This window comes from Rahnella sp. BIGb0603 (assembly GCF_024808755.1).
GTDB classification, from domain to species: domain Bacteria; phylum Pseudomonadota; class Gammaproteobacteria; order Enterobacterales; family Enterobacteriaceae; genus Rahnella; species Rahnella contaminans.
Genome location: NZ_JANUEX010000004.1, coordinates 67,061 through 81,895, shown reverse-complemented (window position 1 = coordinate 81,895; position 14,835 = coordinate 67,061). Strand labels below are relative to the sequence as shown.

The following is a 14,835-nucleotide window of genomic DNA, read 5'->3' as shown; positions in this document are numbered from 1 at the left end:
TCTTTCAGAGAAATGTCTGCCCTCTCTGCGATGTTACAGACAGCCTGACTACAGACAGGTCAGTCGCCGACATCTGTACGCTACTCAGTAAAACCGGGATCGTATTCCCGACATATAACTGATGTAGCCTGCGACCTCCGGGGTGATTTCCCCTGATTTCTTCCGACTCGTTACACGGAGTCTAAAAACGTGTTTTACAATGATATGAGTGAAAAACAGTCCCATGGCTGTGGCTCGCAGGGTTTTATCCTGTCTGAAAGCCAGCCTTGCGGGTTGTTCTCACCTGTTGTTACTGCGATAGTGGCTGGCCATGTTGTCAGTATAGAAAGAGGATTTACCTATGTCTGATGACATCCAGTCCCACCGTCCGTCACAACCGGGCGATACTGTTTCTTTGCGCTCCATGCAGGAGGTTGCCGTGAACGATCGTGATGCCAGCAAAATGCTGCGCACTTACAACGTTGCCTATTGGGGTAACAACTATTTTGACGTCAATGAACTGGGCCACATCAGTGTTTGCCCGGATCCTGACGAGCCTTCTGCCCGTGTCGATTTGGCGCAACTGGTGAAAGACATGCGCGAGCAGGACGGTCAGCGTCTGCCCGCTTTGTTCTGTTTCCCACAAATTCTGCAACACCGTCTGCGTTCGATTAACGGCGCCTTCAAGCGCGCGCGTGAATCGTTCGGTTATGAGGGTGATTACTTCCTGGTTTATCCGATCAAGGTTAACCAGCATCGCCGCGTCATTGAATCTCTGGTCGAGTCCGGCGAACCGCTGGGCCTGGAAGCAGGTTCAAAAGCGGAACTGATGGCGGTTCTGGCTCACGCCGGAATGACCCGTTCTGTTATCGTTTGTAACGGTTATAAAGACCGCGAATATATTCGTCTGGCGCTGATCGGCGAGAAACTCGGTCACAAGGTTTATCTGGTTATCGAGAAAATGACCGAGATTAAACTGGTGCTGGAAGAAGCTGAACGTCTGAACGTCATCCCGCGTCTGGGCGTGCGTGCGCGTCTGTCCTCACAAGGCTCCGGCAAATGGCAGTCCAGCGGTGGCGAAAAGTCCAAGTTTGGTCTGGCGGCGTCTCAGGTTCTGCAACTGGTGGAAATGCTGCGAGAAGCCGGACGTCTGGAAAGCCTGCAACTGCTGCACTTCCATCTGGGTTCACAACTGGCGAATATCCGCGATATCTCGACTGGTGTGCGTGAGTCGGCGCGCTTCTACGTTGAACTGCACAAGCTTGGCGTCAACATTCAGTGCTTCGACGTCGGCGGCGGTCTGGGTGTGGATTACGAAGGCACCCGTTCACAGTCTGACTGTTCGGTGAACTACGGCCTGAACGAATACGCCAACAACGTCATCTGGGGTATTGGCGACGCCTGTAATGAACATGGTTTGCCGCATCCGACGGTGATTACCGAGTCTGGCCGTGCTGTAACCGCGCACCACACAGTTCTGGTTTCCAACGTGATTGGCGTTGAGCGCAACGAGTTCAAAGAGCCGGTTGCGCCGGAAGATGATGCACCACGTGCGCTGGGCAGCATGTGGGATACCTGGAACGAAATGCACGATCCGGAAAACCGTCGCTCACTGCGCGAATGGTTGCACGACAGCCAGATGGACTTGCACGACGTCCATTCGGCCTATGCACACGGTATTCTGGATCTGACTCAGCGCGCCTGGGCGGAAGATATCTACCTGAATATCTGTAATAAAATTCAGGATCAGCTGGATCCAAGCAACCGCGCGCACCGTCCGATTATCGACGAATTGCAGGAACGTATGGCCGATAAGCTGTACGTGAACTTCTCGCTGTTCCAGTCCATGCCGGATGCGTGGGGTATCGATCAGCTGTTCCCGGTTCTGCCGCTCGAAGGGCTGGACAAACCGCCGGTTGGCCGTGCTGTGCTGCTGGATATTACCTGTGATTCCGACGGGACTATCGATCACTACATCGACGGTGACGGTGTGGCGACCACAATGCCGATGCCTCCGTATGATCCTGAGAATCCGCCGGTGCTTGGCTTCTTCATGGTAGGCGCGTATCAGGAAATTCTCGGCAACATGCACAACCTGTTCGGCGATACCGCGGCAGTGGACGTGTTTGTGTTCCCTGACGGCAGCATAGAAGTGCAGCAGTCTGACGAAGGCGACACTGTGGCCGATATGCTCGAATACGTGCAGCTTGACCCGAATGTGTTGCTGACCCGCTTCCGCGATCAGGTAAAAGAAACCGATCTGGATGCGGAACTGCAGGCGCAGTTTGTGGAAGAGTTTGAATCCGGTTTATACGGTTATACGTATCTGGAAGAAGACGAATAAGGGCGCCGGTTTTCGGCTCTGAATGAAAGATAAAATAAAGGCACCTTCGGGTGCCTTTATTATTTAGGTCATGAATATTCTATTTTTGAGGATATAAATAACGAATTTGTTCTCGCGGTTATTTATCTTCGGCGATACGCTTTTTAATATTATCTGCGCGCTCCTGAGAAGGCGGGTGAGAGCTGAATAAACTCTTCTCACTGCCACCGCTCATTTTTGCCAGTTTCTCAAAGGCAGTAACCAGCCCTTTGGTCGGCAGGCCGCGTTTTTTCAGCAAGTCGTAAGAATAATTATCGGCGTCAGATTCCTGTTTCTGAGAGAACTGCGCGTTAATCAGGTCTTCACCCAGATCGGCCAGCTGTGTGCTGGAAAGCTGTCCGGCAATGCCACCGGCTGCGCCCGCTGCACTGTGCGCGGCGGAAGTGCTGTATGCCACCTGCATGGCTTTTTTGCTGTGACCCAGTGCGACGTGACCTATTTCGTGGCCCAGTACGCCTTCGACTTCATCGTCGGTCATCATGTCCATCAGGCCGCTGTAAACGCGGATACAGCCGTTCGCCATCGCCCAGGCGTTGACGTCGCTGGTGAGATAGACTTTGTAGTTAGCCTGCCGGCCATTGATGTCGTTACCGAGGTTTTTGGCAATTTTATTCAGGCGTTTTGTGTATTTGCTTTTTGATGAAGCAATTTGAGATTCGGCATCCAGCGCTTTACAGGAACCTTCCGTCATATTGATGACATCCTGATCGGTCAGCGTGGCCGCTTTGTAAGCATCTGAACCCGATTTCATTAAGGCATCGGTATTGAGTGCGCCGTTCTGGCAACCACTTAATAATATGGTGATCCCGAACGCAATTGCAGTTATGCGAAAATTCATAATCCATCTTCCTTTGATAGTTAAATTAAATAAAAACGCAGGAAGAATAACGAAACGTTTTTACTTAGCGAGGAAAAGTCTTCATGGAGGGTTATTTTCAGATTTTGTGCGGTATTTATTTCTGAATAATGGATTTTTAATAAAATTAGGAAGCTTCACTTAAATCGATAATAAAAAGATGCGCCCCTTAGCGGGCGCATCTTAATGTATGAAGGAATTAATTACCGGCAGCTATGCGATCGCGGATATGTTTGGCACGCGCTTCGGATGACGGGTGATCGTCAAACCAGCCAATGCTGCTTCCCTGATCCAGTTTTGCCAGTTTTTCAAAACTGGTCGCCAGCCCGGTCGGATCTATCCCGCGTTTTTTCAGCAGATCAAACGAGTAATCATCGGCTTCGGATTCCTGTTTCTGAGAGAACTGCGCGTTAACATATTTCTCACCGAGATCGGCCAGCTGCGATTGCGAAAGCGTGGTGCTGACGCCGCCCAGTGACGCCACCGCCGTCCGTGCCGCCGTGGCGCTGTAGGCAACCTGCATCGCTTTACGGGTATGCCCCAGCGCGACGTGACCCATTTCGTGGCCGAGGACGCCTTCGACTTCGTTGTCGTTCATCATATCCATCAGGCCGCTGTACACGCGGATACAGCCGTTCGCCATCGCCCAGGCGTTGACGTCCTTGGTCAGGTACACCTTATAGTTGGCTGGCGTGCCGTTGATGTTGTCCCCCAGCGCCGCCGAGATTTTTTTCAGACGTTGTGCGTATTCGCTGCTTTCTGGTGCTATTTGCGCTTTTTTATCCATTTCTTCGCAAGACTGAACACTCAGGGTTTTTACATCGGCGTCGCTCAGTGTATAAGCCTGATAAGCCTGCGCGCCGGATTGCATTAAGGTATCGGTATTAAGGGTTGAACAACCGCTGACCAGTGCGGCCGCGCAAAGACTCAGCAAAACGGGGTGGAATTTCATCAGTTTGGGTTCCCGGAGAACGTTAATAATAAAGTCAGTACAGCCTCAAAAAGGCGCTGATTGTAAGAATAGCGTTAAGATAGGTTTTTGGGATCGCCCGATCTATAGTGTAAGTCTGAAAAAACGCACTGATTTAAAAGCGAATTCTGTGAACTTAGTCACGAGAGTGATTAAGGATTGCCGTTTTAATGCCGAGTCTGAGAAAATGACTTTCTTGACTGCTTTTTTAATCCGACCTGGAGTAGAACATGTCCTCTCGTAAAGAGCTTGCGAACGCTATCCGCGCACTTAGTATGGACGCCGTGCAGAAAGCGAATTCCGGCCACCCTGGCGCCCCTATGGGCATGGCAGACATTGCCGAAGTCTTGTGGCGTGATTACCTGAACCACAACCCGTCAAACCCGAACTGGGCTGACCGCGACCGCTTCGTGCTGTCCAATGGCCATGGTTCCATGCTGATTTATAGCCTGCTTCACCTCACCGGTTATGACCTGCCAATCAGCGAGCTGGCGAACTTCCGTCAGTTGCATTCTAAAACTCCGGGTCACCCGGAATACGGTTATACCCCTGGCGTAGAAACCACCACTGGCCCGCTGGGTCAGGGCATTGCGAATGCAGTGGGTATGGCGATTGCAGAACGTACGCTGGGTGCGCAGTTCAACAAACCAGGCCACGACATCGTCGATCACCAGACTTACGCGTTCCTGGGCGACGGCTGCATGATGGAAGGCATTTCTCACGAAGTGTGTTCTCTGGCCGGTACCATGAAACTCGGCAAACTGACCGCGTTTTATGATGACAACGGCATCTCCATCGACGGCCACGTAGAAGGCTGGTTCACCGATGATACCGCTAAACGTTTCGAAGCTTACGGCTGGCACGTTGTGCGTGGTGTTGATGGCCATAATCCTGACGCCATCAAAGCGGCTATCGAAGAAGCACATAAAGTGACTGATAAGCCATCGCTGCTGATGTGCAAAACCGTGATCGGTTTCGGTTCACCGAACAAAGCCGGGACTCACGATGTCCACGGTGCTGCACTGGGTGCTGCTGAAGTGGCGGCAACCCGTGAAGCGCTGGGCTGGAAATACGCTGCCTTCGAAATTCCGCAAGATATATATGCTCAGTGGGATGCTAAAGAAGCGGGCCAGGCGAAAGAAACGGCATGGAACGACAAGTTTGATGCTTACGCCAAGGCACACCCTGAGCTGGCAAAAGAGTTCAAACGTCGTGTGAACGGTGAGCTGCCAGCCAACTGGGAAGCAGAAGCACAGAAATTTATCGAAGAACTGCAGGCTAAACCTGCCAACATCGCCAGCCGTAAAGCATCACAAAACGCGCTGGAAGCTTTTGGTAAAGTGTTGCCGGAATTCCTGGGCGGCTCTGCCGACCTGGCGCCAAGCAACCTGACCATGTGGTCCGGTTCTAAGTCTATTGGCGACGATCAGGCGGGTAACTACATCCATTACGGTGTGCGTGAATTCGGCATGACCGCGATCACCAACGGTATCGCGCTGCACGGTGGTTTCCTGCCGTACTCTGCGACCTTCCTGATGTTCGTGGAATACGCACGTAACGCCGTGCGTATGGCTGCGCTGATGAAAATCCGCAACGTGTTCGTGTACACCCATGATTCTATCGGTCTGGGCGAAGACGGCCCGACGCACCAGCCGGTTGAGCAAATTGCCAGCCTGCGCGTGACGCCAAACATGAGCACCTGGCGTCCTGCGGATCAGGTTGAATCTGCTGTGGCATGGAAATACGCGATTGAGCGTAATGACGGCCCGGTGACTCTGATCTTCTCCCGCCAGAACCTGACTCAGCAACCACGTACCGCTGAGCAATTAGCCAACGTGTCGCGCGGTGGTTATGTGCTGAAAGATTGCGAAGGTACGCCGGAAGTAATCCTGATTGCGACCGGTTCTGAAGTCGGTATCACTGTAGAAGCGGCTGATAAACTGGCGGCTGCGGGCACTAAAGTGCGCGTGGTTTCCATGCCTTCAACTGACGCCTTTGACAAACAGGACGCGGCTTACCGTGAATCTGTGTTGCCGAAAGCCGTTTCTGCACGTGTTGCAGTTGAAGCAGGTATCGCGGATTACTGGTTCAAATACGTTGGCCTGAATGGCGCGATCGTTGGTATGCACAGCTTCGGCGAATCTGCTCCGGCAGACCTGCTGTTCAAAGAATTTGGTTTCACTGTAGATAACGTTGTTGCTCAGGCACAGGCGTTGCTGAAGTAATCCGGTTTTCTTAACGCTGCTTAAAAGCACCTTCGGGTGCTTTTTTTTCGTCGGCAATTTTATGCGCAGGTTCTCAGTTTCGCGCGAAATGACGCAGGTCAAACCCTTCGGGTGCCGACTCCGCTAAACTCCCTGCATTCTGATGCTGTTTCAAACCGTCGGTTTTTGAGAAAAATCACTGTTGAAAAGGTGATGAAAAAGTAAAATCACTGTGAATACACAGAATTGTCTGGCGTTTTTTTAAGCGTTCAGCGCGATTAATGCCTCAGTGTTTGACGAATTATTCCTTTTATTCATCGTTTGGTTTATTCTCAGCTGAACCGTTTCAGTCGGGCTATTTGAGCTTAACATCGTCACCAGGTTGTTATCGTGACTGAAACTGAGATTTTTCTGCCGTACGCATTGTGCTGACAGATGACGATGGTGATTCACCGTAAACGCACGCTGCATTACTATAGGTGTTACTGATATTGAGTAACAACCGTGTAACAGGGAGATGTATGCCAATACGTATTGCAATTAATGGCTTTGGTCGCATTGGCCGTAGCGTATTGCGCGCGTTATACGAATCCGGGCGTCGTGCGGAAATCTCCGTTATTGCCATCAATGAAATCGCCAGCCCTGAAGGCATGGCACATCTGCTCAAATACGACTCCAGCCACGGCCGCTTCGCCTGGGATGTCCGCCAGGAAGGGGAAAACCTTTACGTCGGCGATGACTCCATCCGTTTACTTCATCAGTCTGATGCCAGCCAGTTGCCATGGGGCGAACTGAGTATTGACGTCGTGCTCGATTGCACCGGCGTTTATGGCAGCCGTGAAGACGGTGAAGCTCAGCTCGCGGCCGGTGCCAAAAAAATTCTGTTCGCGCATCCCGGCGGTCATGATCTTGACGCTACGGTGGTTTACGGTGTGAACCACGATTTGCTCGAACGCCAGCACCGCATTGTGTCCAATGCGTCCTGCACCACCAACTGTATTATCCCTGTGATCAAGCTGCTCGACGATGCCTTTGGCATTGAGTCGGGCACAGTAACGACCATCCATTCTTCGATGAATGACCAGCCTGTCATTGATGCGTACCACGCAGATTTACGCCGTACGCGCGCGGCCAGTCAGTCCATTATTCCGGTCGATACCAAACTGGCCGCAGGGATCACGCGCATCATGCCCAAATTCTGCGATCGCTTTGAAGCTATCTCAGTGCGTGTGCCGACCATCAATGTCACAGCCATTGATTTGAGCGTATTTGTCGAGGGTTCCGTGACGGTAGACGAGGTGAACCAGCTGCTGCAAAAGGCCGCAACGGGCGCTTTTCGTGGTATAGTTGACTATACCGAACTACCATTAGTCTCGACAGATTTTAACCATGATCCCCACAGCGCCATCGTCGATGGAACGCAGACGCGGGTAAGTGGACAGCACCTGATAAAAACACTGGTCTGGTGCGATAACGAGTGGGGTTTTGCCAACCGAATGTTGGATACAACATTGGCAATGTCCGCTAGCGGTTTCTAGTACGGCTGTTCCGGCCTTCTGGCCGAAATTGCCTTCAAGCAACTTTAAAGAGAATCAACGAGAGGATTCACCATGTCTGTTATTAAGATGAGCGATCTGGATTTAGCGGGTAAACGCGTACTGATCCGTGCCGATCTGAACGTGCCAGTTAAAGATGGCAAAGTAACGTCAGATGCACGTATCCGCGCTTCTTTGCCAACCATCGAAATTGCCCTGAAACAAGGCGCACGCGTGATGGTTACCTCGCATCTGGGTCGTCCGACTGAAGGCGAATATAACGAAGAGTTTTCTCTGCTGCCGGTTGTTAACTACCTGAAAGAACATCTGAAATCTCCAGTGCGTCTGGCGAAAGATTACCTTGATGGCGTTGAAGTTGCAGAAGGCGAGCTGGTTGTTCTGGAAAACGTTCGCTTCAACAAAGGCGAAAAGAAAGACGACGAAGCCCTGTCCAAAAAATATGCTGCCCTGTGTGACATCTATGTGATGGACGCCTTCGGTACTGCGCACCGCGCACAAGCTTCTACTCACGGTGTGGGTAAATTTGCGCCAATCGCCTGTGCCGGTCCGCTGCTGTCTGCAGAACTGGAAGCACTGGGTAAAGCGCTGGGTAACCCGGCTCGTCCGATGGTGGCTATCGTTGGCGGTTCTAAAGTTTCTACCAAACTGACCGTTCTGGATTCCCTGTCCAAAATCGCTGACCAGCTGATCGTTGGTGGCGGTATCGCGAATACCTTCGTCGCTGCTCAAGGCAACAACGTCGGTAAATCCCTGTACGAAGCAGATCTGGTCGGTACCGCAAGCAAATTGCTGGAAACCTGCGACATTCCTGTTCCTACCGATGTTCGCGTGGCGACTGAGTTCTCCGAAACGGCTACCGCGACGGTGAAGTCTGTAAAAGACATCAAAGATGACGAACAAATTCTCGACATGGGCGATGAGTCTGCATACCGCCTGGCTGAGATCATTAAAAACGCTAAAACCATTCTGTGGAATGGTCCTGTAGGCGTGTTCGAGTTCCCTAACTTCCGTAAAGGGACCGAAATTGTGGCGCAGGCTATTGCTGACAGCGATGCATTCTCTATCGCAGGCGGCGGCGACACTCTGGCGGCTATCGACCTGTTCGGTATCGCTGACAAAATTTCCTATATCTCCACTGGCGGTGGCGCATTCCTGGAATTCGTTGAAGGGAAAGCACTGCCAGCGGTTGTGATGCTGGAAGAGCGTGCTAAGAAGTAATGAACCCTGAGCGGGGAGCCAGCGGCTTCCTGTTCTTCTTTGCCGCGCGAGGGGCTGCACAGTGGAACTCGCGCGACATAGCAAACCGATTCAATCCATCTACGGCCGACGAATACAGGACAAAGAACTATGTCTAAAATTTTTGATTTCGTAAAACCAGGCGTTATCACTGGTGATGATGTACAGAAAGTTTTCGCTATTGCTAAAGAAAACAAATTTGCTCTGCCAGCGGTTAACTGCGTAGGCACCGACTCTATCAACGCCGTTCTCGAAGCTGCTGCGAAAGTCCGTTCACCGGTTATCGTTCAGTTCTCTAACGGTGGCGCTGCGTTCATCGCGGGTAAAGGCCTGAAAACTGACGTGCCACAAGGCGCGGCAATCCTGGGTGCAATCTCTGGCGCACATCACGTACACCAGATGGCAGAACATTACGGCGTGCCCGTTATCCTGCACACCGACCACTGTGCGAAAAAACTGCTGCCATGGATCGACGGTCTGCTGGACGCGGGTGAAGCTCACTACGCGAAAACCGGTAAGCCACTGTTCTCTTCCCATATGATCGACCTGTCTGAAGAGTCTCTGGAAGAAAACATCGAAATTTGCAGCAAGTACTTAGCTCGCATGGCAAAAATCGACATGACTCTGGAAATCGAACTGGGTTGCACCGGCGGTGAAGAAGATGGCGTGGACAACAGCCATATGGACGCATCTGCACTGTACACTCAGCCACAAGACGTTGATTACGCATACGAAAAACTGAACGCTATCAGCCCGCGTTTCACTATCGCTGCGTCATTCGGTAACGTACACGGTGTTTACAAACCAGGTAACGTTAAACTGACTCCAACGATCCTGCGTGATTCTCAGGAATACGTGTGCAAAAAACACAACCTGCCACACAACAGCCTGAACTTCGTATTCCACGGCGGTTCCGGTTCTACTGCAGCTGAAATCAAAGAATCTGTAGGCTACGGTGTTATCAAAATGAACATCGACACCGACACCCAGTGGGCTAACTGGGACGGTATCCTCCAGTTCTACAAGAAAAACGAAGCTTACCTGCAAGGTCAGTTGGGTAACCCGGAAGGCGCGGACAAACCTAACAAGAAATTCTATGACCCGCGCGTTTGGCTGCGTGCTGCACAGTCCTCCATGGTGACTCGCCTGGAACTGGCATTCAAAGAACTGAATGCAATCGACGTATTGTAATTCTTACCCTTCCGGTGCTTGACCACCGGAATGTGAGGATAATCGTCAAAGGGGCTTCGGCCCCTTTTTTATTGCCTGTTTTCCAGACACAATAGCCTGTTACGTATTTGCGGCCGCACCCCAAAGAGAGAGCCATGAAGCCAAAATCTGTCACCCTCGATGACGTCGCGCGTCAGGCGGGCGTTTCTTATCAGACTGTATCGCGTGTGCTGAATCAGGCGGCGCACGTCTCGGCAAAAACGCGGGATAAAGTTGAGCAGGCCATGGCGGCTTTAAACTACGTGCCGAATCGCGTTGCCCAGCAGCTGGCCGGGAAACAAAGTTATACGCTGGGGCTGGCGACTACCGAACTCGCCCTTGATGCGCCGTCCCAAATTGCTTCTGCAATGAAAACCCGCGCCAATCAGTTAGGTTTTAACGTTGTTATTTCGATGATTGATAACCTGAGCCTTTCTGCCTGCCGCACGGCGGTGAATGAGCTGATGTCTCAGCGCGTCGATGGCGTGCTGATTAACGTGCCGCTGTCAAACGATGATGCGGGCGTCATTGCACAGCTTTGCGGTGATTTACCGGTGCTGTTTCTGGATGTCGATCCGCAGGCTGACGTCTTTAAAATTCTGTTCGATCCGCATTGCGGGGCAGAGCAGGGCGTTGAACACCTTCTGGCGCTGGGGCATCAGAAAATTGCGGTGCTGACCGGCCCGCTGGAATCCATCTCTGCGCGGCTGCGTTACGAAGGCTGGCTGAGTACGCTGGCAAAGCACCAGATTACGCCCTGTGCCATACAGCACGGTGACTGGAGCGCGGCTTCCGGCTATCAGCAGGCATTATTACTGCTCAACCAGCCGGTGCGGCCTACGGCGATCCTGATTGCCAATGATCAGATGGCGCTCGGTGTGTTACGTGCGGTGCATGAATTTGGCCTGCGCGTACCGGAACAGATTTCGGTGATCGGCTATGACGATACCGAAGACAGCGCGTTTTTCTTCCCGCCGCTGACTACCATCAAGCAAGATTTCCGTCTGCTCGGCCACGAGAGCGTCAAGCGGCTGGTTGACCATCTGCATCATCATGGCGATAAGCAGCAATCGTCGCTGTTATTGCCGACCTCTCTGGTGGAACGCCACACAACGTCGAAACCCGGTGAATCTGCCGTTTCTCAGGAAGCACTGTCGCAGGAACTTCTCCGCATCGCCCGCCAGCTCAGCCCGCGCTGATTTACTTTTTTTGCTTCTCCGGCGCGGGATCTGTGATCCGCGTCCCTTTCCCGCACTCCCTTGCTTTACTTAATTGCTCCCTTTACGCATGTTTATATTATTGTGAGCGCATAACAATTTGCATGGGGATTATTATGACATTATCAGCGGATGAAAAACTGTCGTCACTGGCCACCGTTCTGGGGCGCCGTGACTGGGAAAAACCATCATCAACGCAATATAACCGTCTTGCGGCGCACCCGCCTTTTAACAGCTGGCGGGAAAGTGAAGAAGCCAGACGAAATCAAGGTTCCCCTAATATTGTTTCCCTGAGCGGGGAATGGAAATTCAGCTATTTTAACCGGCCAGAAGCCGTGCCCGAACAATGGCTGGAAGGTGACCTCGCGGATGCAGACAAGGTGCAGGTGCCATCTAACTGGCAGCTTGCAGGTTATGATGCGCCGATTTACACCAACGTTCAGTATCCCATCCCGGTTAATCCGCCGTTTGTGCCCGCAGAAAATCCTACAGGTTGTTACTCGCTCACAGTTTCTGTGGATAATGACTGGCTGAGCAGCGGACAGACCCGCATCGTGTTTAACGGCGTCAGTTCGGCGTTTTATCTGTGGTGCAACGGCCAGTGGATCGGTTACTCGCAGGACAGCCGTTTACCGGCGGAGTTCGATCTCAGTGATGTTCTACATGCCGGTGAAAACCGTCTGGCAGTGATGGTTCTGCGCTGGAGCGACGGCAGCTATCTGGAAGATCAGGATATGTGGCGCATGAGTGGCATCTTCCGCGATGTCACATTGCTGCATAAACCCCGGGAGCAGATCACGGATTACCAGGTGCGCACGCATCTGTTCCACGGTTTTACGCAGGCTGAACTGGAAGTGCAGGTCAGCGCGGCGGTACCTCAGGAAAGCGCGGCTGATTATCAGGTGCGCGTTCAGTTGTGGCAGGGCGATAAGCAGGTCGCAGAACATCAGCAGGCGCTTGGCAGTGAAATCATTGATGAACGCGGGGCGGCATATGATCGCACCACGCTGCGTCTGCCGGTCAGCCATCCTGCACTATGGAGTGCCGAACAGCCCGCTCTTTATCGCGCGGTGGTTTCCCTGATTTCTCCGCAGGGTGAGCTTATCGAAGCTGAAGCCTGCGACGTCGGTTTCCGTCAGGTGGAAATCAGCAACGGGCTGCTGAAAGTCAACGGACGGCCGGTTCTGATCCGCGGTACTAACCGTCACGAACATCATCCTGAAAATGGTCAGGTGATGGATGAAGTCACCATGCGCCGTGACATTGTGCTGATGAAACAGCACAACTTTAACGCCGTGCGCTGCTCGCATTATCCGAATCATCCGCTGTGGTACACACTTTGCGATGAATACGGCCTGTATGTGGTCGATGAAGCCAATATCGAAACCCACGGTATGCAGCCGATGAATCGTCTTTCAGACGATCCGGTGTGGTTCAACGCCTTCAGCGAGCGCGTCACCCGCATGGTTCAGCGTGACCGCAACCATCCCTGCATCATCATCTGGTCGCTGGGCAATGAATCCGGCCACGGTGCGAATCACGACGCGCTGTACCGCTGGATAAAATCTGTCGATCCGACGCGTCCGGTGCAGTATGAAGGCGGCGGTGCCAACAGCGCGGCGACCGACATCATTTGCCCGATGTATTCCCGCGTTGAGCAGGATCAGCCATTCCCGGCGGTACCCAAATGGTCGATTAAAAAGTGGATCAGTATGCCGGACGAAACGCGTCCGCTGATCCTCTGCGAATACGCCCATGCCATGGGCAACAGCTTCGGCGGTTTCGATAAATACTGGAAAGCCTTCCGCCAGTTCCCGCGTTTACAGGGCGGTTTCGTCTGGGACTGGGTCGATCAAAGTCTGCTGCGCACCGGCGCAGACGGCGAACGTTATATGGCCTACGGCGGTGATTTTGGCGATACGCCAAACGATCGTCAGTTCTGCATGAACGGACTGGTATTTGCCGACCGCACGCCGCATCCGTCGCTGTTTGAAGCGCAGCGTGCGCAGCAATTCTTCCAGTTCTCGCTCACCGGCACCTCACCGCTGACGATTGAAATTCAGAGCGAGTATCTGTTCCGCCAAAGTGATAACGAACAGCTGGTCTGGCGTATCGAGCGTGACGGCGAAGTCATTTCACAGGGCGAAACGGTACTGAACATCGCGCCTGACGGCAAACAAGTGTTGGATCTGGGTGATATCCCTCAGGCAGAAGGCGATTTGTGGCTGAACGTCGCGATACACCAGCCGCAGGCAACCGCGTGGTCCGAAGCGGGGCACCGCAGCGCCTGGGATCAATGGCAGCTGCCGCAACCGCTCAGCCTGCCGGTGCAGGAGAAAACCTCCACCAGCGCGCCGGTTCTGGATCGGCAGGGCGATATGATTTCTGTAGTCCACGGCGCGCAACGCTGGCAGTTCAGTCAGCAAACCGGACTACTGGAACAGTGGTTTGATGACAAAACGCCGCGCCTGCTCTCTGCACTGCGCGACCAGTTTGTCCGTGCGCCGGTGGATAACGATATAGGCGTCAGCGAAGTCACCAGAATCGATCCGAATGCGTGGGTGGAGCGCTGGAAAGCCGCCGGAATGTATCAGCTGGAATCGCGTCTGCTGAATATTTCCGCCGATCAGTTGCAGGATGGCGTGGTGATTACTACCACGCATGCATTTATGGCGGGTGAGGAAGTGCGTTTGCTGAGCCGCAAAATTTTCCGCATCGATAATCAGGGTGAGTTGCATATCAGCGCCGACGTCAGTGTGGCGGCGAACGTGCCGTCGCCGGGGCGCATCGGCCTGACCTGTCAGCTGGCAGATATCGCGGAAAACGTCCGCTGGCTGGGGCTGGGACCGCATGAAAACTATCCGGATCGTCGTCTGGCCGCGCAGCACGGGCGCTGGACATTGCCACTCGGCGATCTGTATACGCCGTACGTTTTCCCGACCGAAAACGGTTTGCGCGGTGGGACGCGTGAACTGGAATACGCCGGTTGGACGTTGCAGGGTAATTTCCACTTTGGCCTGAGCCGCTTCAGCCTGCAACAGCTGATGGAAACCAGTCATCGTCACCTTTTGCGTGAAGAAGAGGGCACCTGGCTGAACATCGACGGTTTCCATATGGGCGTCGGTGGTGATGATTCGTGGAGCCCGAGCGTCAGCCCTGATTTCCTGCTGACTGCCGGCCAGTATCATTATTCATTCACCTGGAAACGTGCCTGACAGCCTGTGC

The 14,835-nt window shown here is 53.0% G+C and carries 9 protein-coding genes; 7 read left to right on the top strand and 2 right to left on the bottom strand.

The window, feature by feature from the left end:
• The first annotated feature begins 340 nt into the window (after positions 1–340).
• Positions 341–2,323: a biosynthetic arginine decarboxylase gene (speA, locus tag M2403_RS11730; RefSeq protein WP_152327748.1), complete on the top strand. Its 1,983-nt coding sequence runs from the start codon at positions 341–343 to the stop codon at positions 2,321–2,323.
• Between the two features lie 118 nt (positions 2,324–2,441).
• Here the strand turns inward: speA and M2403_RS11725 are convergent, their stop codons facing one another.
• Together M2403_RS11725 and M2403_RS11720 are read right to left on the bottom strand one after the other, a co-directional pair.
• On the bottom strand, positions 2,442–3,200 hold the full coding sequence (locus M2403_RS11725; RefSeq protein WP_259229251.1) for a M48 family metalloprotease: 759 nt from the start codon (positions 3,198–3,200) through the stop codon (positions 2,442–2,444).
• 217 nt (positions 3,201–3,417) lie between these two features.
• Complete coding sequence (locus tag M2403_RS11720) at positions 3,418–4,170, bottom strand: M48 family metallopeptidase (RefSeq protein ID WP_152327750.1); 753 nt, start codon at positions 4,168–4,170, stop codon at positions 3,418–3,420.
• A gap of 248 nt (positions 4,171–4,418) precedes the next feature.
• Between M2403_RS11720 and tkt the strand changes: the two genes are divergently transcribed.
• The 6 genes from tkt (at position 4,419) to M2403_RS11690 (ending at position 14,825) form a co-directional block, all read left to right on the top strand.
• Complete coding sequence (tkt, locus tag M2403_RS11715; protein WP_259229250.1) at positions 4,419–6,413, top strand: transketolase; 1,995 nt, start codon at positions 4,419–4,421, stop codon at positions 6,411–6,413.
• A 500-nt stretch (positions 6,414–6,913) separates the two neighbouring features.
• The gene (epd, locus tag M2403_RS11710) at positions 6,914–7,930 is read left to right on the top strand and encodes an erythrose-4-phosphate dehydrogenase (RefSeq protein ID WP_152327752.1); all 1,017 of its coding nucleotides are present in this window, start codon (positions 6,914–6,916) and stop codon (positions 7,928–7,930) included.
• A gap of 72 nt (positions 7,931–8,002) precedes the next feature.
• A complete protein-coding gene (gene pgk / locus M2403_RS11705) occupies positions 8,003–9,166 on the top strand; it encodes a phosphoglycerate kinase (protein WP_165059159.1) in 1,164 nt (387 codons plus the stop codon).
• 129 nt (positions 9,167–9,295) lie between these two features.
• A complete protein-coding gene (gene fbaA / locus M2403_RS11700; protein WP_165059161.1) occupies positions 9,296–10,375 on the top strand; it encodes a class II fructose-bisphosphate aldolase in 1,080 nt (359 codons plus the stop codon).
• A gap of 134 nt (positions 10,376–10,509) precedes the next feature.
• Entirely contained in the window at positions 10,510–11,592 is a 1,083-nt protein-coding gene (locus tag M2403_RS11695; protein ID WP_259229247.1) for a LacI family DNA-binding transcriptional regulator, read from the top strand.
• A 134-nt stretch (positions 11,593–11,726) separates the two neighbouring features.
• Positions 11,727–14,825 (top strand): beta-galactosidase, encoded by a 3,099-nt coding sequence (locus M2403_RS11690; protein ID WP_165059163.1) that lies wholly within the window; start codon positions 11,727–11,729, stop codon positions 14,823–14,825.
• Positions 14,826–14,835: the final 10 nt, after the last annotated feature.

Coding starts and splice junctions, on each gene's coding strand:
- M2403_RS11690 (WP_165059163.1), top strand. CDS start 11,727: ATGACATTATCAGCGGATGAAAAACTGTCGTCACTGGCCACCGTTCTG.
- M2403_RS11720 (WP_152327750.1), bottom strand. CDS start 4,170: ATGAAATTCCACCCCGTTTTGCTGAGTCTTTGCGCGGCCGCACTGGTC.
- fbaA (WP_165059161.1), top strand. CDS start 9,296: ATGTCTAAAATTTTTGATTTCGTAAAACCAGGCGTTATCACTGGTGAT.
- pgk (WP_165059159.1), top strand. CDS start 8,003: ATGTCTGTTATTAAGATGAGCGATCTGGATTTAGCGGGTAAACGCGTA.
- speA (WP_152327748.1), top strand. CDS start 341: ATGTCTGATGACATCCAGTCCCACCGTCCGTCACAACCGGGCGATACT.
- M2403_RS11725 (WP_259229251.1), bottom strand. CDS start 3,200: ATGAATTTTCGCATAACTGCAATTGCGTTCGGGATCACCATATTATTA.
- epd (WP_152327752.1), top strand. CDS start 6,914: ATGCCAATACGTATTGCAATTAATGGCTTTGGTCGCATTGGCCGTAGC.
- M2403_RS11695 (WP_259229247.1), top strand. CDS start 10,510: ATGAAGCCAAAATCTGTCACCCTCGATGACGTCGCGCGTCAGGCGGGC.
- tkt (WP_259229250.1), top strand. CDS start 4,419: ATGTCCTCTCGTAAAGAGCTTGCGAACGCTATCCGCGCACTTAGTATG.